This window comes from Actinoplanes sp. NPDC051859 (assembly GCF_044452725.1).
Taxonomy (GTDB): domain Bacteria; phylum Actinomycetota; class Actinomycetes; order Mycobacteriales; family Micromonosporaceae; genus Actinoplanes.
The window spans coordinates 45180-63488 of the sequence record NZ_JBITBX010000001.1 but is presented as its reverse complement, the minus strand read 5'-3'; the positions used below and the strand labels follow the sequence as shown (position 1 = coordinate 63488).

15 protein-coding genes are annotated in these 18309 nt (G+C 70.0%); 6 read left to right on the top strand and 9 right to left on the bottom strand.

What is annotated here, in order from left to right; all coding sequences use genetic code 11:
* Window positions 1-11 precede the first annotated feature (11 nt).
* Together ACIA1L_RS00270 and ACIA1L_RS00265 are read left to right on the top strand one after the other, a co-directional pair.
* The gene (locus ACIA1L_RS00270; RefSeq protein ID WP_396070028.1) at window positions 12-623 is read left to right on the top strand and encodes a LysE family translocator; all 612 of its coding nucleotides are present in this window, start codon (window positions 12-14) and stop codon (window positions 621-623) included.
* Between the two features lie 82 nt (window positions 624-705).
* Window positions 706-1137: an alpha/beta hydrolase gene (locus ACIA1L_RS00265; RefSeq protein WP_396070025.1), complete on the top strand. Its 432-nt coding sequence runs from the start codon at window positions 706-708 to the stop codon at window positions 1135-1137.
* A gap of 129 nt (window positions 1138-1266) precedes the next feature.
* Here ACIA1L_RS00265 and ACIA1L_RS00260 read toward each other — a convergent pair whose 3' ends face one another.
* From ACIA1L_RS00260 to ACIA1L_RS00250, 3 genes are all read right to left on the bottom strand, one after another.
* Window positions 1267-3891, bottom strand: a complete 2625-nt coding sequence (locus tag ACIA1L_RS00260; protein ID WP_396070023.1) for an EAL domain-containing protein — start codon at window positions 3889-3891, stop codon at window positions 1267-1269.
* 117 nt (window positions 3892-4008) lie between these two features.
* A complete protein-coding gene (locus tag ACIA1L_RS00255) occupies window positions 4009-4284 on the bottom strand; it encodes a MoaD/ThiS family protein (RefSeq protein ID WP_396070022.1) in 276 nt (91 codons plus the stop codon).
* Window positions 4284-5369 carry a WD40/YVTN/BNR-like repeat-containing protein gene (locus ACIA1L_RS00250; RefSeq protein ID WP_396070020.1) on the bottom strand — a complete coding sequence of 362 codons (1086 nt, stop codon included), beginning with the start codon at window positions 5367-5369 and terminating at the stop codon, window positions 4284-4286. The genes ACIA1L_RS00255 and ACIA1L_RS00250 overlap by 1 nt, the downstream gene beginning before the upstream one ends.
* Before the next feature lie 55 nt (window positions 5370-5424).
* On the opposite strand from ACIA1L_RS00250, the gene ACIA1L_RS00245 reads away from it, so the two are divergent.
* Window positions 5425-5817 carry a PH domain-containing protein gene (locus tag ACIA1L_RS00245; protein WP_396070018.1) on the top strand — a complete coding sequence of 131 codons (393 nt, stop codon included), beginning with the start codon at window positions 5425-5427 and terminating at the stop codon, window positions 5815-5817.
* On the opposite strand, the gene ACIA1L_RS00240 is transcribed toward ACIA1L_RS00245, so the two are convergent.
* The gene (locus ACIA1L_RS00240) at window positions 5792-6718 is read right to left on the bottom strand and encodes a 2-hydroxyacid dehydrogenase (protein ID WP_396070015.1); all 927 of its coding nucleotides are present in this window, start codon (window positions 6716-6718) and stop codon (window positions 5792-5794) included. The two genes, ACIA1L_RS00245 and ACIA1L_RS00240, sit on opposite strands and share 26 nt — an antisense overlap.
* Window positions 6719-6791: 73 nt before the next feature.
* Here ACIA1L_RS00240 and ACIA1L_RS00235 point away from each other — a divergent pair, with 73 nt between their 5' ends.
* Together ACIA1L_RS00235 and ACIA1L_RS00230 are read left to right on the top strand one after the other, a co-directional pair.
* Window positions 6792-7940 (top strand): PQQ-dependent sugar dehydrogenase, encoded by a 1149-nt coding sequence (locus ACIA1L_RS00235; protein WP_396070014.1) that lies wholly within the window; start codon window positions 6792-6794, stop codon window positions 7938-7940.
* A gap of 51 nt (window positions 7941-7991) precedes the next feature.
* Window positions 7992-9566: a metallophosphoesterase gene (locus ACIA1L_RS00230; protein WP_396070013.1), complete on the top strand. Its 1575-nt coding sequence runs from the start codon at window positions 7992-7994 to the stop codon at window positions 9564-9566.
* Between the two features lie 18 nt (window positions 9567-9584).
* On the opposite strand, the gene ACIA1L_RS00225 is transcribed toward ACIA1L_RS00230, so the two are convergent.
* Complete coding sequence (locus ACIA1L_RS00225; protein ID WP_396070010.1) at window positions 9585-10928, bottom strand: FAD-dependent oxidoreductase; 1344 nt, start codon at window positions 10926-10928, stop codon at window positions 9585-9587.
* A gap of 134 nt (window positions 10929-11062) precedes the next feature.
* Here ACIA1L_RS00225 and ACIA1L_RS00220 point away from each other — a divergent pair, with 134 nt between their 5' ends.
* Entirely contained in the window at window positions 11063-11974 is a 912-nt protein-coding gene (locus ACIA1L_RS00220; RefSeq protein WP_396070009.1) for an aminoglycoside phosphotransferase family protein, read from the top strand.
* Between the two features lie 222 nt (window positions 11975-12196).
* Here the strand turns inward: ACIA1L_RS00220 and gatB are convergent, their stop codons facing one another.
* From gatB to ACIA1L_RS00200, 4 genes are all read right to left on the bottom strand, one after another.
* A complete protein-coding gene (gene gatB / locus ACIA1L_RS00215) occupies window positions 12197-13678 on the bottom strand; it encodes an Asp-tRNA(Asn)/Glu-tRNA(Gln) amidotransferase subunit GatB (protein WP_396070008.1) in 1482 nt (493 codons plus the stop codon).
* A 116-nt stretch (window positions 13679-13794) separates the two neighbouring features.
* Window positions 13795-15252 (bottom strand): Asp-tRNA(Asn)/Glu-tRNA(Gln) amidotransferase subunit GatA, encoded by a 1458-nt coding sequence (gene gatA, locus ACIA1L_RS00210; RefSeq protein WP_396070960.1) that lies wholly within the window; start codon window positions 15250-15252, stop codon window positions 13795-13797.
* A 23-nt stretch (window positions 15253-15275) separates the two neighbouring features.
* Window positions 15276-15575, bottom strand: coding sequence for an Asp-tRNA(Asn)/Glu-tRNA(Gln) amidotransferase subunit GatC (gene gatC, locus ACIA1L_RS00205; protein ID WP_396070006.1), 300 nt, complete (start codon window positions 15573-15575; stop codon window positions 15276-15278).
* Between the two features lie 155 nt (window positions 15576-15730).
* On the bottom strand, window positions 15731-17782 hold the full coding sequence (locus tag ACIA1L_RS00200) for a putative bifunctional diguanylate cyclase/phosphodiesterase (RefSeq protein WP_396070004.1): 2052 nt from the start codon (window positions 17780-17782) through the stop codon (window positions 15731-15733).
* Between the last annotated feature and the right edge of the window lie 527 nt (window positions 17783-18309).

Below are 18309 nucleotides of genomic sequence, written 5' to 3'. Positions count from 1 at the left end.
ACCCTGAGCACATGCCCGTTCACATCCCCGCGTTCGTCCTGACCACGCTCCTCCTCGCGATGCTGCCCGGCCCCGGCCAGGCACTCATGCTGCGGCAGACCCTGACCCACGGGCGGCGAGCCGCTTTCGCGAGCATCATGGGCACCGCGACCGGCCTGGTGATCTGGTCCGTCGCCGCCGCCGCTGGCCTGTCCGCCGTCCTGCTCGCCAACCCCGCGATGTACGCGCTGCTCCGGATCGCGGGCGGTGCGATCCTCGCCGTCCTCGGCATCACCACGCTGCTGGCCCTCCGTAAGCCCGAAACGCCTCCGGCAGACCTCGGACCCGCCAGGTCACGCGCCTGGCTCGCGGGGCTGACCACCAACCTGGGCAACCCCAAGGCCGGCGTCTTCGCAATCTCACTGCTTCCCCAGTTCGTCACGACAGACGGTCCCGTATTTCTGTCCAATGTGGCACTTGGAGCAATCTGGGCACTGGTCACCGCCGCCTGGTACGTCGCCTTCACCTGGGCCGTCGACCGCGGCCGGGCCTTCACCAGCCGCCCAGCCGTGCACCGCCGCGTCCAGGCGTGCACCGGTTCGTTCCTCATCGTTCTCGGCGCGAGCGTGGCCGCGGGACTGTGAGCCGTCATAGGCGGGGTGGTTCTCCACCCCGGATCGTGACATTCCCTGGCCGACCGCAGAGTTCGACCCCTCAATCTCCGAAGTGGACAGCGACACGCTGGTCCCGGTTACGGCCCGAACGCCCGAACCGTTCGTCCGCGCCCACGTGGCGGCCGCACTGCGCCGCGTGCGGGCGGCGGACCCGCGACGGTCTCCCGTCGTTGTCGCGAAGTCGCTGGGCTCGTACGCCGCCACGCTGGTTGCCGAGTGGGGCTTGCCGGCGGTCTGGCTCACCCCGGTGTTGACCGACGACACGGTGGTGCGGGCAATCGCGGCAAGCTCGGCGCCCGCGCTGCTGATCGGGGGAACGGCGGACCGGTTGTGGATCCTCGAGGCGGCTCGGGCCACTGGCAAACAGACACTGACGATTCCCGAGGGGACGCACAGCCTCCGAGTGCCGGGGGCTCTGCGCCGCTATGCCGAAGTTCTGGCGACAGTCGGCACCGCCGTCGAGGACTTCCTCGACGCGCTGTGACGGACTGTTTAACCTGGGCCGGTGTCGCGGGTATGCCCGGCGGTCGACCGCTCGGCGGGCCGGGCGCGGGGGCTGCGTCCGTGGTGGCTTGGGGTCGGTGCTGCGGTTGTTTGGGCGCTGTGGCCGTACTTATGACATGCGGTGGCTTTCCAGGTAGGCCTCCATGCGCTCGGCCGGGGCGGGGCGGCCGAGGGCGAAGCCTTGGCCGTAGTGGCAGCCGGCGCGGCGGGCGAGGGCGATCTGGTCCCGGGTTTCGAGGCCCTTGGCGACGATTTCCAGGCCGAGGCGGCGGCCGAGACTGACGACCACGTCGAGGACGGCCGGGGCGCTGCCCGGCTCGCGGGGCTCGTTGACCAGGGTTTGGTCGAGTTTGAGCAGGTCGACCGGGAGGCGGCGCAGGTGGGCGAGGGAGGCTTGGCCGGCACCGAAATCGTCGAGGCCGGCGCGGACGCCGAGGGTGCGGAGGCCGGCGAGGGAGGCGACGATCGCGGGGACGTCTTCGGCGATCCAGGTTTCCTGGACTTCGACGACGAGGCGGTCGGGGGCGATGCCGTGGCGGTCGAGGATAGTGGCGACGCGTTCGGGGAACCGGGCGGTGAGGAGCTCCCGCGGGGCGACGTTGACGGACAGCCAGAAGTCGGTGCCGCTGGCGCTCCAGCCGTTGAGGCGGCGGCAGGCCTCGTCGAGGACCCATTCGTCGAGTTCGGCGGCGCAGCCGACCGCGCGGGCGATGGGGAACAGTTCGGCGGGGAGGATCGTGCCGAGCGTGGGGTGGCGCCAGCGCAGCAGGGCTTCGACGCCGACGGGCCGGTTGTCGCGCAGCGAGACGACCGGCTGGAAGACGAGGTCGAGTTCGCCGCGGGCTTCGGCGCCGAGGAGTTCGCGTTCGAGGTCCATGCGGCGGTGCAGCTGGATCTCGACGTCGGTGTCATACCACTCGACGCGGTCCTTGCCGAGCTGACGGGCGCGGCTGCGAGCCAGGTCGGCGTGCCGCAGCACTTCCTCGGAGTCTTTGCCGCCGGCGAGTTCGGCGAGGCCGACGCTGGTGTGCAGTTCGACGATCATGCCGGGCAACTCGTACGGCTCCAGCACCGCGGTGACGATCCGGGTAGCCAGCGCGTACGCGAGGACCGCCCCGTCGGGAGTGAGGACGGCGAACTCGTCCCCGCCCAGCCGGGCTGCCACGTCGTCCTCGCCGAGCAGGCTGCGGACGCGGCGGCCGACCTCGATGAGCACCGCGTCGCCGGTCTCCCGGCCTCGGCTGTCGTTGATCTCCGCCACGCCGTGCAGGTCGATGACGAGCAGGGTGCCTTGCTGGCCGGCGCGGCGCCGGAACTCGAGGAGGTCCCGCATCAGCGCGCGACGGTTGGCGAGGCCGGTGAGCTGGTCGGTATAGGACAGTCGGTGCAAGGTGCGTTCGAGGTGGCGGCGTTCGCCGACGTCGCGGACGTGCACCACCAGCGCGGCGACCTCGGGCACCGAGCGCTGGTCGGCGACGGTGGACTCGGTGTCACGCCAGATGCCGTGGCCGTCACGCAACCGGGCGTTGAGCAGGGCGGGCGGCCCGTCCGCGTGTTCCCCGGCCAGCAACGCCTCGATGCCGGCCTGCGCTCCGGGCGCGTCGTCGGGGTGGATGAGCTCGAGGAAGGTCCGGCCGACCACCTCCGCGTCGGCGAGCCCGAACAACCGGGCGGCCGCGGGCGACTGCCAGCGGATCGTGAGTCGTTCGTCGAGCACCAGAGTGAGGTCGGTGGCACCGGCGACCAGTGACCGGAAGTGCGCTTCTTTGACCCGCAGCCGGGCGGTGTAGCGCCGAATGTCGCTGACCACCAGCAGCTCACGCATGGTGAGGACGGCGACCATCGACACACCGAGCGCGATGGCCGTGGTGTTGAAGGTGCCGACCACGATGAGGTGGATGAGGGCGGCGACCACGCCGACCCCGGCGGGCACGGCAAGCAACGGGTAGCTGGAGAGGTAGTGGTCGGGCTCGCGATTGTCGAGTCGGGGCGGCAGGTGGTGCCGGGATCCGCCATCGGCGGCCAGGGCCAGCCCGGCCACGATCACCAGGCCGAGCAGCGGCACCAGCCAGTCGACCCGGCCGCTGAGCACGACGTTGACGAGCACGCAGAGGGTGGCGAGGACGCCGATGACCCCGAACCCGCAGCGCAGGGCGGCGGGGCGGTGCAGTCGGGCGCGGAGCACGATCACCGTCACCACTGAAACTCCGGCCGCGGCGAGCAGCGTATTGACCAACGTGGACCAGGGTGTGTGTTGCAGCGGGGTGATCAGGTAGGCCGCGAAGCCCAGGCTCACGCCGAGGCCGAGGCCGTCGAAGGCCCGCCGCAGTCGCACCGCGACCGAGGCCGCGGACCCGGGGAGCAGCATCGTGCCGAGGACCGAGAAGCACGCGGCGGTGCCCAGGCCGAGGGCGACCCAGAGCGCAACGCCAGGCGGCTGCCACCGCAGCAAACCGCAGGTGGCAGCCGTGGCTAGGGACGCCACACCGATGAAGCCGGCGCCGCGGCAGGCGGCGAAGACACCTTCGCGGTGGTGAATAGCCAGCGCGGTGTGCCACAGCACAGCGGTGGCGAACAGGGCGACGATGCCGACCCCGGCCGCGAGCGCAGTCAGTGGCGGCAGCAACCCGCCCGTGCCGGCGAGCAACACGATTGCGCCTGCGGCGGGGGCGAGCAGAAACCACACCCGGGTGCCGGCCCGGGTGGCAGGGCGTGCGGGGGGCGGCGCTGCCACGACTGCGAGATCCTCTGCGGAGGTCAAGGGGTGGGCGGAGCAGAATTCGGCGCAGGGGACGCCGCTTCCACCCGGGAAACGATCGCCCCTCGGACAGGTTACGCCTGTCCGGGAAAGTTATCCCCCCGCGACCGAGGGCAGGATCTGAATCTCGGCCGCCGGCGGCACCGGGGTGTCTTGGCCGCCGGACCGACGGCAGTCTTCCCCGTCCACATAGACGTTGACGTAGCGGCGCAGGGCTCCGCTCTCGTCGCGGATCCGGCGTTCCAGCCGCGGCCAACGCCGGGCCACCTCGTCGAGAACCGCTTTCAGCGAGCCGTCGGCGTCGACATCCAAGTGGGATGCGCCGCCCGCTTCCGTGCGCAGCACACCCGGCACCAGCAGCGTAGGCATCAGATCTGCACCGCCCGCACGCAGAGGACGTCCGGCAGGTGCGCGGCCACTGTGGACCAATTCTCGCCCTCGTCGCGGCTGGCGAAGACGTCGCCCGCCCGGGTGCCGAAGTAGACGCCGGCCGGGGTGGCGTTGTCGGCACACATCGCGTCGCGCAGCACCACCGGGTAGTAACGGTCCTGGGGTAGGCCACGCTCCATCGGCTGCCAGGTGGCTCCGGCGTCGGTCGAGCGGAAGACCCGGCACATCAGGTCCACGGGGTGCCGTTCGCCGTCGCTGGTCAGTGGAAAATTCCAGATGGTGCCAGGAGTGCTCGGGTGCGCCACCATCGCGAAGCCGAAATCGGCGGGGAGGGTGTCAGCGATGGACTGCCAGGTCTCGCCGCCATCGGTCGAGCGGTAGACGCCGTGGTGATTCTGTGCGTAGTAGCGCTCGGAGTCGCCGCCGTCCCGGGCCACCTTGTGCACGCATTGCCCGAACTCGGGCCACGGGTCGGGCAGGAAGTAGGCCTTGATGCCGTCGTTGGCGGGCGCCCAGGTCTCGCCGCCGTCGCCGGTCCGGTAGACGCCGCCGGTGGACATCGCCACCAGAATCCGCTGCGGGTCGGCGGGGTGCGGCAGGATCGTGTGGACCGCCTGGCCGCCGAATCCGGCACCCCAATCGGGCCGGTGCGGGTGGTCCCACAGGCCGCGGACCAGCGCATAGGTCTGACCGCCGTCAGCAGAGCGCCACAGCGCGGACGGCTGGGTGCCGGCATAGACGACACCGGGCTGATCGGCGCCCGCGGGCACGATCTGCCACACGCGCTCCACCGTCGCGCCGGCATCCGCGGGGAAGGCCAGTGGCGCGGCGTCCGGCTCCTGCCAGGTCTCACCCAGATCGTCGCTGACGGCCACGCTCGGCCCGAAATGGGAGCTGTCCACCCCGGCCAGCACGCGCGGGGCCGGGCCCCGGGTGTCGAAGGCGACGGAGTAGACGGCTTGCCCGGCGAAGTGCGCAGAGCTGACCTGCCAGCTCTGCCGGTCATCGTTGCTCGTGGCGAGGAACAGGCCTTTTTGGGTGCCGATGGCGAGCAGTTCGGTCATGGAAAAAGTATGGGGCGTGGGTCCGACAAAAAACGTCCATCGGGCGGGTGCGAGGATGACGAACGTGAGTCGTAAGCCCCTCCTGCGCGTCCGCAAGCCCGGCGCTCTGTTCTTCGCCGCCTTGATCGCGTTGCTCGGCACCATGGCACTCCCGGCGGCGAACTGGCGGTTCCTGCCGATCCTGCTCATTCCGTTCGCGGTCCTGGTCTGGTCGCTGCGGGCGGGCACCGACGTGGCCGAGGACGGTTTGACCGTGCGCGCGTTGCTCGGCGCCATCTTCGTGCCCTGGACAGCGGTGCGGGAGCTGGCCCCGGATCCGCGCGGCCGCATTTCGGCCCTGCTCACGGACGGACGGGCGGTCCCACTCACCGGTGTCACCACGGCAAATCTCGCCCGCGTGCTCGCCGCCGGCGGCCAAGAGGTCAGTAGCCCTCCGACACCTGATTGATCAACGGCTCACCGGCCACGACGCGGCGGAGCTGGTCACCGACCAGACCGTAAGCCCGCGGCAGCAGACCATCCACCGTGCCGGCGGCGTGCGGCGTCAGGAACGCGTTCGGCAGCCGCCACAGTGGGTGACCAGGCGGCAGCGGCTCCGGATCGGTGACATCCATCGCTGCCGACAACCGCCCCGACTCCAGCTCGGCGACCAGGGCATCCGTGTCGACCACCGGACCCCGCGCGGCGTTCACCAGCAACGCGCCGTCCGGCATCGCGGCCAGAAACCCCGCATCCACCAGGCCACGGGTCAGCTCGGTCAACGGCACCACCAAGATCACCACCTCCGCGTACGGCAGCAGGCGCGGCAGTTCATCGACCCCGTGCACCTTTTCAGCCAGCCGGGCGGTGCGAGCGACCCGCGTCACCGTCACGCCCAGCGGCGCCAGGTGCTCCTCGATGGCCCTGCCGATCGAGCCGGCGCCCACGATCAGCACCCGCTTGCCGGTGAGTTCGGGGGTAGGCGCGAATTTCTTCGTCGCCCAGTCCTCGCGCTCCTGCGCGCGTACGAAATCAGGAAACCGGCGAAACATCCCGATGGCGGCACCGAGCACCCACTCGGCGACCGGCTTGTCGTGCACGCCCCGCGCGTCACACAACGTCACGCCCGGTGGCACCTGTCCCACCCAGACGTCGGCCCCGGCAGTGAGCAGCTGGATCGCTTCCAGTTTCGTGAACCCGGGCAACCAGCCCACGGTGTGTGCGGTCGCGAGGAACGGCGGCACCCAGAATCGCACCCCCGCCGGATCCGACGGGAATGCCTGCGTACCCGTGCACACCTCGACGTCGACGCCGGCGGGCAGCTCGCCGAGCAGCTCCCGGCCCGCTTCGTGGGCGACCCATACCTTCACGTCATCAAACTAGTCGGGGCCGCAGACGCGAGTTCGCCCGCGGCTACCCTGGTTTGGTGACCGAGGAAACCGTGTGACCGTCCGCAGCCGCGCCTGTGCCGTGCTCGGTGCCGTGCTGGCGCTCACGTCCGCCTGCAGCTTCGGCCCGCCGGATCCCGACGTGGCCGGGGCGCCACCCAACCTGCCGGCGCCTTCCGTCTCGTCCGCGCCGCAGGGCGGTGGCGAACGTGAGGTGGCCGTCACCGTGCTCGCCAAGGGCCTGGAGGTGCCGTGGGACATCGCCTTCCTGCCCGACGGCTCGGCGCTGGTCACCGAGCGCGACACAGCCCGGCTCCTCCAGGTCGGACCGGATTCCGATCCCGCCGGCCTGAAGGTGACCGAAGTGCAGCGGCTGTCCGAGGTCACCGCTGGCGGCGACGGCGGCCTGCTCGGCCTCGCGGTCTCGCCCGACTACGCGAAAGACCAGACCGTCTTCGTCTACTACTCCACGGCGAAGGACAACCGGGTCGCGAAGCTGAAGCTGAAAGGCAAGCCGGAGCCGATCCTCACCGGCATCCCGCACGCACGGGACGTCAACGGCGGCCAGCTCGCTTTCGGCCCGGACGGCCAGCTCTACGTGACGACCGGGGACGACTCCGGCGGCACACAGGCCCAGAACCCGAAGAACCTCGGCGGCAAGATTCTCCGCATCACCTCAGACGGCAAGCCAGCACCGGGCAACCCGGTCAAGAACTCCCCCGTCTGGTCGTCCGGTCACCGCAACGTGCAGGGCATCGCTTGGGACGCCACCAAGCGGATGTACGCGAGCGAGTCCGGTCAGCCGAAGACCGGCGAGCTCAACGTGATCCAGAAAGGCAAGAACTACGGTTGGGCGGCCGCCGACGGCACCAGCACCGACGCCAAGTTCACCAATCCGCTGATCAGCTGGCCCAGCGCCGAGTCGTCCTGCGCGGGCGTCGCCGTGCTGGAACGCATGGTCGCGACGGCCTGCCCGCAGGGTAAGCGGCTGTGGATGGTCGACGTGACCGGCAACGGCACCGTGTTCGGCCAACCCCGCGCGCTGCTGACCAACGAGTACGGTCGGCTGCGGGCATTGTCCGCGGCGCCGGACGGTTCGCTCTGGGTCGCCACCTCGAACCACGAGGACGGCGGCGACGCAAAATCCGATGACGACCGCATCCTGCGGCTGGTCTTCTCCGATGGCGGCGCGGGCCGCAGCTGACGGGCAGTACCGTTTGACGACCGGCACACGGGGGCAGGTGAGCCGTTGACCATGAAGAAGAAACTTTCCGAGCTGACCGCCGCCGCCGTACGCGTCTGGCGGCACGAGTGGGCGCAACGCGTACGCGTGGCGACCGCCGTGCTGCTGGTCAGCCTCACCGGCGTCGTACTCGGCACGATGCTGCTGGCCCAGTCGGAGATCCCGGTCGGCCCGTTCCGTGCCGACATGTCCATCAGCCCGTCACTCGAGGGCGGCACCGAGGTCGACATCCCGCCCCTGGGCTCCCTGCACCTCGACAGTCACGACGGCCCGCTGCACCTGAAGGTCAATCTCGGCGCACTGGACCAACAACGCACCGAGGCACTGATCGATGACCCGACCGCCATCGGCCTGGCCGGTCAGTCCGCGGTCGACGACGTGACCCGCGGCGTCCTCCAGTTGAGCCTGCGCGCGCTCGGCGCGGCGATCGTCTGCGCGCTGGTCCTGGCCGCGATCATCTTCCGCAACCTGCGCCGGGTGGCGACGGCGGGGGTGCTGGCGCTGGTCGTGACGGGCGGCAGCATGGGCCTTGCCGCGGGCACCATCCGTCCCGACTCGATCGGCGAGCCACGCTACGAAGGCCTGCTGGTCAACGCGCCCGCGGTCGTGGGTGACGCACGCCGAATCGCGGACAACTACGGCCGGTACGCCGACCAGCTCGCGCAGCTCGTCGGCAACGTCAGCCGGATCTACACCACGGTGTCCAGCCTGCCGGTGGAGCCGTCCGGCAACACCACCCGGATCCTGCACGTCTCCGACCTGCACCTGAACCCGACCACCTGGAACGTCATCAAGACCGTGGTCAAATCCTGGGACATCGACGCGGTGGTGGACACCGGCGACATCGTCGACTGGGGCAGCAGCGCCGAGACCACCTATGTGAACGGCATCAGCCAGATCGGCGTGCCGTACATCTACGTCCGCGGGAACCATGACTCGGCGGCCATCCAGGCGGCGGTGGCCCGGCAGAAGAACGCCGTCGTGCTGGACAACGCGACCTACACGATCAACGGCCTGACGCTGGCCGGCATCGGCGATCCGGAGTTCACTCCGGACAAGAGCGAAACCCCCGAGGCCGCCGACCCCGCCAACCCGGCTGCCAACCGACTCCTGCTGGCCGGCGAACGCCTCGCCACCACCATCCGCCAGTCCAAGACCCCGATCGGCGTGGCCCTCGTCCACGACCCCGCCATGGCACCACCCCTGTCCGGCGTCGTCCCCGTCGTCCTCGCCGGCCACACCCACCGGCGGGAGGTCCGCATCCTGCCGGCCCCCACCGCCCCGACCGACGGAGCATCGGCGTCTCCCGCACCGTCTGCCGCCCCGACGCCCACCACCCAGACCCGCCTCCTGATCGAAGGCTCCACCGGCGGCGCCGGACTGCGCGGCCTGGAAAAGGAAGATCCGACCCCGCTGCAGCTGTCGGTCCTCTACTTCGATGAGAACCAGACCCTGAAGGCGTACGACGACATCAACCTCGGCGGCACCGGCCAGTCCAACGTCGAAATGCAGCGCAAGGTCATCGGCATCGAGCCCGAGCCCACGCCGGCACCCTCCACCAGCGCCAGCAGCACCCCTAGCCGCTGACGCTGCGTCAACAGGGCATCAGCCGGCGCAGATGTCGGTCATGTCCGCCCGGGACACGACCTTGACCCGCTTGCGGCCCTGCGGCACGCCAAGCGCGATCTCGTGCTCGTCCAGCCGCTGCCAGCCGGCCCAGGTCGTCACCCGCAGGCCCCGACCGGCCAGGTGAGCCAGGATCGCAGCCGGGCTCTGCTCAGGCGCGGTCGGCAACCGATCCACGTCCTCGAGAATGCTGGCGACGGTCTCGCCGGCGTCCCCCTTGGTGTGCCCGATCAACCCGACCGGGCCACGCTTGATCCAGCCGGTGACGTACATGCCGGGAAGATGCTCGCCGTCGAGGTCCAGCACGCGGCCGGCCGCGTGCGGAATGGTCCCGGTCGCGTGGTCGAACGGCAGCTCCGGAAGCGCCTGGCTCAGATAGCCGACCGCCCGGTACACGGCCTGGACCGGCCAGTCGGTGAACTCGCCGGTGCCGCGGACCCAGCCGTCACCGGTCAGTTCCTGGGTCTCGGTACGCAGACCGGACACACAGTCAGCACCGAGCACCGCAACCGGCGCCTGCATAAAGTGCAGGTGCAGCCGGCGCGGCCGGTCCCGCGGATCGCGCACCGCCCAGTTCTGCAGAATGTCGACGCACATCTTCACGTGCCGGGTCGCCCGCATCGCGGCAAGGCTGCCCTCGTCGAACTCGAAACCCTCCGGGTGCACGATCACTTCGACGTTCGGCGACGCGTCGAGCTCGCGGAGCTCCATCGGCGTGAACTTCACCTGGGCCGGTCCGCGCCGGGAGAACACGTGCACGTCGGTGACCGGGCTGGCCTTCAGATGCTGGTAGACGTTGTCCGGGATTTCCGTCTCGAGCAGCTCGTCGGCGGTCTTGGCCAGAATCCGCGCCACGTCGACGGCCACGTTGCCCGCACCGATCACCGCGACCTGGCGAGCGGCCAGCGGCCAGTCCCGCGGCACATCCGGGTGCCCGTTGTACCAGGAGGCGAAGTCCGCGGCCCCGAAGCTGCCCGGCAGGTCGATGCCCGCGATGTCGAGCGGCCGGTCCTTCTCCGCACCGGTGGCGATGACCGTGGCGTCGTAGAAGCGGCGCAGCTCCTCCTGCTTGATGTCGACCCCGTACTCGACGTTGCCGATGAACCGGATCCGCGGGTTGTCCAGCACTCGATACAGGGCGTTGACCACCTCTTTGATCCGCGGGTGATCCGGAGCCACGCCATAGCGAATCAACCCGTACGGGGTCGGCAGTCGATCGAAGATGTCGACCGTCACCGCCTCCGTGGCCTTGATCAGGTGATCGGCGGCGTAGATGCCGGCCGGGCCGGTTCCGATGACGGCAACCCGCAGCGGGCGTTCCATGATGACGGTCCCCTTGGTCGAAGTGCTGAGGAGCCATCATAGTTAGGCTTGCCTTACCTAGATTGCGGCGCACGTCACACCTGGCGGCAGTAAATGGCTTAGCGCCCGCCTTCGCACCGCAATACCGTGCCGGAATGCCCATGCATGCCCACGAAGTCCGGGTCACCCCGCAGCAGGTACGCCGCTTACTGCAGGAGCAATGCCCGCACTGGGCCGACCTTCCCGTGCTGCCCCTCCCCGATGAGGTAGCCGGCACCGACCACGTGCTCTTCCGACTCGGCGACGCTCTCCTCGCCCGGATGCCGAAAGTCGCGTGGGCCGTCGACCAGGCAGAAACAGACCGGAAGTGGCTGCCCGCGCTGGCCCCACACTTGCCCGCACGAGTCCCCGTGCCGCTGCATGTCGGCGAGCCCGGCGCAGGTTATCCGTGGCACTGGTCGGTAGTGCCGTGGTTGCCTGGAAGCACTCCGCCGCGGCTGGGCTGCGCCAACGAGGCCCTGGCCCGCGATCTCGCGTCATTCGTCCATGCCCTGCAAACGATCGATCCGTCCGACGGCCCCGTCAAGACGCCGGGGTCGCGAGGTTCCGCTCTGCGACACGCAGACGCGGGCGTACGGTCGGCACTGTCCCGCCTCGCCGAACACGACGACGGGTTTGCGGTGACAGCGGCCGAGGCAGCCTGGGACGCGTGCCTTGCCACTGAAGAATGGGACCGGGAGCCGGTGTGGATCCACGGCGACCTGCAGCCCGGCAATCTCCTCACCGAGCAGGGTCGGCTGACCGCCGTCATCGACTTCGGCGCCCTCGGGGTCGGCGACCCGGCCCCGGACGTGGCAGCAGCATTGTGGACCTTCACCGGCGCCGCCCGACAGGCCTATCGGAAAGCTCTCGGCTGCGACGCCGCCACGTGGCGGCGGGCCTGCGGCTGGGCCTTAGCCCCCTCGCTGACCGGCATCGACTACTACCGGCACTCCTTCCCGCGAATGGCCGAGCACGGACGCCGCATGGTCCGGGCCGCCATCTCCGAGCTGGCGCCGAACGGCTAGCCGGCCGGCCACTCCAGCAACGGCCAGTACAGCCGGAACCAGCGGCGGTCGCCGCCGGGACAGCCTGGCCGCATCCGAAACTGCCTGGCCGCATCCGAAACAGCCTGGCCGCATCCGAAACAGCCAGGCCGCATCCGGGACAGCCTGGTCCAGCAGGCAGCCTCGGTCCAGAACGCCGCCGGGCCAACCGCGACAGCTCGAGCGACCGCCAGGACGGCCGGGTCAGCTCAGGCGGGCGAGGATGAGGTCCCGGACAGTTTTGGCGTCGGCCTGTCCGCGGGTGGTCTTCATGACCGCGCCGACCAGGGCACCGGCCGCGGCTACCTTGCCGTCGCGGATCTTGGCGGCGACGTCGGGGTTGGCGGCGATGGCTTCGTCGACCGCGGCCTGCAGAGCGCCAGTGTCCGAGACAACCTCGAGACCCCGAGCCGCCATGACCTGCGCCGGGTCGCCTTCGCCGGCCACGACACCCTCGAGGACCGTACGCGCCAGCTTGTCGTTGAGCTTGCCGTCATCGACCAGGCCCTGCAGCTGTGCCACCTGGGCGGGGGTGGCGCCGACGTCGGCCAGCTCCACGCCGGTCTCGTTGGCGCGGCGGGCGAGCTCGCCCATCCACCACTTGCGGGCGCCGGCCGGGCTGGCACCCGCGGCGATGGTTTCCTCGATGAGCTCCACCGCGCCGGCGTTCGCCACGGACTGCATGTCGAGCTCGCTGATGCCCCAGTCCTCGCGGAGGCGGGCGCGCTTGGCACTCGGCCGCTCCGGGAGGGCGGCCTTCAGCTCGGCGACCCAGGCCGGGTCCGGCGCGATCGGCACCAGGTCGGGCTCGGGGAAGTAGCGGTAGTCCGTCGCCGTCTCCTTGGAGCGGCCGGGCCGGGTGTCGCCGGTGTCCTCCTGGAAGTGCCGGGTCTCCTGGTGGATGGCGATGCCTTCGTCGAGGAGGCCGGCCTGCCGAATGATCTCGGAGCGCACGGCCCGCTCGACCGACCGCAAGGAGTTGACGTTCTTCGCCTCGGTACGGGTGCCCCACTCCTCACCCGGCTTGTTGAGCGAGGTGTTGACGTCGCACCGCATCGAGCCCTGCTCCATCCGCACGTCGGAGACGTTGAGCGAACGGATGATGTCGCGCAGCTCCGTCACGTACGCGCGGGCGACCTCGGGTGCCTTGGCGCCGAGCCCCGTCACCGGCTTCGTGACGATCTCGACGAGCGGGATGCCGGCCCGGTTGTAATCGACCAGCGACTCGGTGGCGCCGTGGATGCGGCCGGTGGCCCCGCCGACGTGCAGCGTCTTGCCGGTGTCCTCCTCGAGGTGGACCCGCTCGATCTCGATGCGCACGGTCTCGCCGTCGATCTCAACGTCGACATAGCCGTCCACGCACAGCGGCTCGTCGTACTGCGAGGTCTGGAAGTTCTTCGGCATGTCCGGGTAGAAGTAGTTCTTCCGGGCCATCCGGCACCAGGTGGCGATGTCGCAGTTGAGGGCGAGGCCGATCCGGATGGTGGCCTCGATGCCGGCCCGGTTGGCGACCGGCAGCGCACCCGGCAGCGCCAGGCAGACGGGGCAGACCTGGGTGTTGGGCTCCGCGCCGAACTCGGTCGGGCAACCGCAGAACATCTTGGTGTTCGTGCCCAGCTCGACGTGCGTCTCCAGGCCGATCACCGGCTCGTAGCGGGCGGTCGCGTCCTCGTATGAAACATGCACAGTCGAACTCATTCGGGAAACTCCAGGTGACTGCGGGGCATCCTGACGGAATCAAGCCTAGTTAGCGGTGTTCTGATGAAGCGCCGGTGCCCCGGTCGGACCGGGGCACCGGATTGTCACAGCTCGGGCGGGGTGAGGGTGCCGACTGCTGACTCGAGCGCCGCGGCCACCCGGTACATCCGATCGTCTGCCATCGTCGGCGCCATGATCTGGAAGCCGACCGGCAGACCTTCGGACAGCCCGCACGGCACGGAGATCGCCGGGCCGCCATACAGGTTGGACGGGATCGTGTAGAGGTCGGAAAGGTACATCTGGTACGGGTCGGCGGTGCGCGAACCGAACGGGAACGCCACGAACGGCGTGGTCGGCGAGATCAGCACGTCGACCCGCTCAAACGCCGAGGTGAAGTCCCGTGTGATGAGCGTACGGACCTTCTGCGCCTGGCCGTAGTACGCGTCGTAGTAGCCGCTGGACAGCGCATAGGTGCCGAGGATGATGCGCCGCTTGACCTCGGGGCCGAAGCCCTCGTCGCGGGTCAGCGACATGACTTCTTCGAGCGAGCGGTTGCCGTCGTCGCCTGCGCGCAGGCCGTAGCGCACGCCGTCGAAGCGGGCCAGGTTGGACGATGCTTCGCTGGGGGCGATGAGGTAGTAGGCCGGGAGGGCGTACTCGAAGTGCGGGCAGGAGACCTCGACGACCTCGGCACCCAGCTTGACGAGGGCCTCGACGGACTCGCGGAACGCGGCGATGACGCCGGGCTCGGCGCCCTCGCCGGCGAATTCCTTGACCACGCCGAGGCGGACGCCGGTCAGGTCACCGGTCGCGCCGAGGCGGGCCGCTGCGACGATGTCCGGCACGGGCTGCGGGATGGACGTCGAGTCACGCTCGTCGTGGCCGGCGATGACCGCGTGCAGCAATGCCGCGTCCTCGACCGTCCGCGCACACGGCCCCGGGGTGTCCAGCGAGGACGAGAAGGCGATGAGGCCGTAACGGGAGGTGCCGCCATACGTCGGCTTGGCGCCGACCGTGCCGGTGACCGCGCCGGGCTGCCGGATCGAACCGCCGGTGTCGGTGCCGATGGCGAGCGGGGCCTCGTAGGCGGCGAGTGACGCCGCGCTGCCGCCGCCGGAGCCACCGGGGATGCGCCCGAGGTCCCACGGGTTGTTGGTGGCGCCATACGCCGAGTATTCGGTGGACGAGCCCATCGCGAACTCGTCCATGTTGGTCTTGCCGAGCATGACTGTGCCCGCAGCGCGCAGGCGCTCGACCAGGGTCGCGTCGTAGGGCGGCCGCCAACCTTCGAGGATCTTGGAGGCGGCGGTGGTCGGCACGCCCTTGGTGGCGATGACGTCCTTGACCGCAACCGGCACACCGGCCAGCGGACCGAGCTGTTCGCCGCAGCTGCGGCGGGCGTCGACCTCGGCAGCGGCGGCGAGCGCGCCGTCTGTGTCGACGTGCAGGAACGCGTGGACGCGCTCGTCGACCGCGGCGATCCGGTCGAGGTGCGCGGTGGTGACCTCGACGGCGGAGGTTTCGCCGGCGGCGATGAGACCCGCGAGCTGCGCCGCGGTCATCCGGGTGACGTCGCTCACGGCGCTCACTCCTCTTCGCTCAGGATGCGCGGCACGCGGAACCGGCCCTCGGCGCTGTCGGGCGCGCCGGAGAGCGCCTCCTCCTGCGTCAGACTCGGCCGCACGACATCGTCACGGTAGACATTGGTCAGCGGCACCGAGTGCGACGTGGGCGGGATGTCCTCGGCCGCGACGTCACCGATGCGGGCGACGGACTGGAGGATGACGTCGAGCTGACCGGCGAACTGGTCCAGCTCCTCCTCGGTCACGGCGAGCCGCGAAAGCCGCGCGAGATGCGCGACTTCTTCGCGGGAGATGGCGGCCATCGTGCCCCCTGGTTTCCGTCGGTGATGCTGACCGGACGAGTCTATTTGCCCGGGCAGGCGGCCGGCCCGGCGGCTCCCCGGTCTGTGGATAACTGCCATCTGTGGATAACCGGCGACCCCGCCCGGCGCTCCGCCAGACTGGCGCCATGCTTCTTCTAGGTGGTCGCCAACGCATCAGGCTCCCGGCCTGGGCGCAGTGGGCGATACCGCGCCAGCCAACCCGCAAAATCTTCCGCAGGCATCGGCCGCGCGTGAAACCAACCCTGGGCTGCGTGGCAACCGTCAGCGGCGAGCACACGCCAGGTGCGCTCGTCCTCGACGCCCTCGGCGACCACCCGCAGGCCCAACGAGCCGGCCAGCGCGATGACCGACCGGACGATGGCCGCATCGCCGGGGTCAGCAGCCATGCCGAGCACGAAGGACCGATCGATCTTCACCTCGGAGAGCGGCAGCCTGCGCAGGTGCTGCAGGGAGGAGAAGCCGGTCCCGAAATCGTCGAGCGAGATCGCCACGCCCATCCGATCGAGCCGGGTGATGGTGTCCAGAACCCGGTGCGGGTCAGCCATCAGCGCGCTCTCGGTGATCTCAAGTTGCAGCAGGTCGGCCGGCACCTCATGGCGCAGCAGAAGGTCTCTGATCTCTTCGGCGATATCGGTGGCGTGCAAGTCACGGACGCTGACGTTGACCGAAGCCCGGATCGGCCGGCCGGCAGCCTGCCAGCTCGCGAGCTGTCCGATCACCTCGCGCAGGACCCGGCTGGTCAACAACCGCATCACCGGGGTCTGCTCGACGACCCGCAGCAGTTCCTCGGGGCCGACGACGCCACGTTCGGGGTGCCGCCAACGCAGCAGAGCCTCGACACCGACGACCTCTCCGGTCGCGATGGCGATCTGCGGCTGGTAATAGAGCGTGAGACCCTCGGCCGGTTCTTGCTGCAACGCGTGCCGCAGGTCGGCGAGCAGGGTCAGATCGGGCGTGTGGTGCTCGGCATCTCGGGCGTAGACCGCGATCTGCCCGCCACGTTGCTTCGCGTCGTACATGGCGGCTTCGGCTTGGCGCAGCAGCACGGCGCAGTCACCGCCGCGCTCAGACTGCACGGCAATGCCGATGGAGGCGCTGACGTCGATGACCAAGCCGTCCAACGCGAACGGCATACCGAGCGCGTCGACCAGATGGGACGCGATCCGCCGGGCCGCGGCCGGCCCGTCGACCCGGGTTGCCAGCACCGCGAATTCGTCACCCCCGAGCCGGACGACAAGATCATGCGCGGGTACGGCGCCAGCCAAGCGCTCGGCGACCTGGACCAACAACTGGTCACCGTGGGTGTGCCCGAGGGCGTCATTGACCGTACGGAAGCGGTCAAGGTCGAGCAGCAGCAAGGCAATCCCATGCTCGGGGCGCTGCGCCTCGCGGCCGTTCTGTTCGGCGACCGAGGCCTGCAAGGCCCGCCGATTGGGCAGTCCGGTGAGCACATCGACGCGGGCTGCTCGTTCGTATTCGCCGGCAGAGCGCACCATCCGATGGACAGCGTGCAGAGCCAACAGCACCAACGGCACAAGGGCGAGTCCGACTTGCGCCGCGGCGAGCACGATCGGCCCCAGCAGCAGCAGCGCCGCGGTGGCGAAGAGCTCGAGCCCCCAACGCTGCACCCGGCGGCGTTTGCGTCCGCCGCGAAGCAGCCGGGTAGCCAGGGTGTCGAGGCCGTACCGGGCGCCGATCCAGGCGACGGCGGCGGCGACGGTGATCAGCGCGTCGCCCCAGTCGGGATCGGCATGCAGGCGCAAACCGAACAGCCCAGCCACCAAAGCCGCCCCGGCGAGGGCGCAACCGTGCTGCACCGCGAGATGGAAAGCCCGGCGGGCGGACTGCCGCATCCGAATACCGGCAACTGACATGGCCGCGAGTTGTACGGCGAGGGCGGGCACGAATCCCCAGGCCAGCACGATCCCGAACGTAAAGCAGATCGAGGGCAGAATGACCGATCCGGCCCGCCGGTTCGCCACGACATAGGGCCGGGCGTCGACGGCGAGAGCCAATGCCGCCATCACCCAGAATGCTGTGGGCAGCCGGGCGAACGTATCGGCGAACACGAGAGTGAGGACGGCGTCGACAAGCAGGGCGCCACCGATGGCAGTTAAGGAGCCCCGCCTGGCCCGACGAGCTCGCCGATCGCCCGGCGTCCAAAGGCGCTGCTGTGCGGCACCCACGCGACCTCCACGATGGCGTCGATCGACCGAATTCACCTCACACTAGATCCATATCGACAAAACTACGCGAAACAGACTCGCCGTTATCAAATTGGCATAAGTGCCAGGACTGCGAACGGGAGATTGTTCACCCGTTGGAGCACTCCAGCATTCCCATTCGGGCGCTGTCAGCCAAAGCACCGCCCCAGACAACCGCCGCCCCGGCCATAACGGCACGTTCCGGCTCGGACACCGTTTCAGTCTGGACGCGCCACCTCAGCCTGACCGCCGCCCCAACCTGACCGCGGCCCCAACCTGACCGCGGCCCGAGCCTGGCGCACCGCCCAGCCAGAGCGCCGCCCAGCGAGAGCCGCCCCAACCTAGGCGCCCGGCCCAGCCAGTGCGCCGCCCAGCCAGAGCCACCCCAACCCAGGCCCACCGCCCAGCCAAAGCGCCGCCCAGCCAGAGCCACCCCAACCCAGGCCCACCGCCCAGCCAAAGCGCCGCCCAGCCAGAGCCACCCCAACCCAGGCCCACCGCCCAGCCAA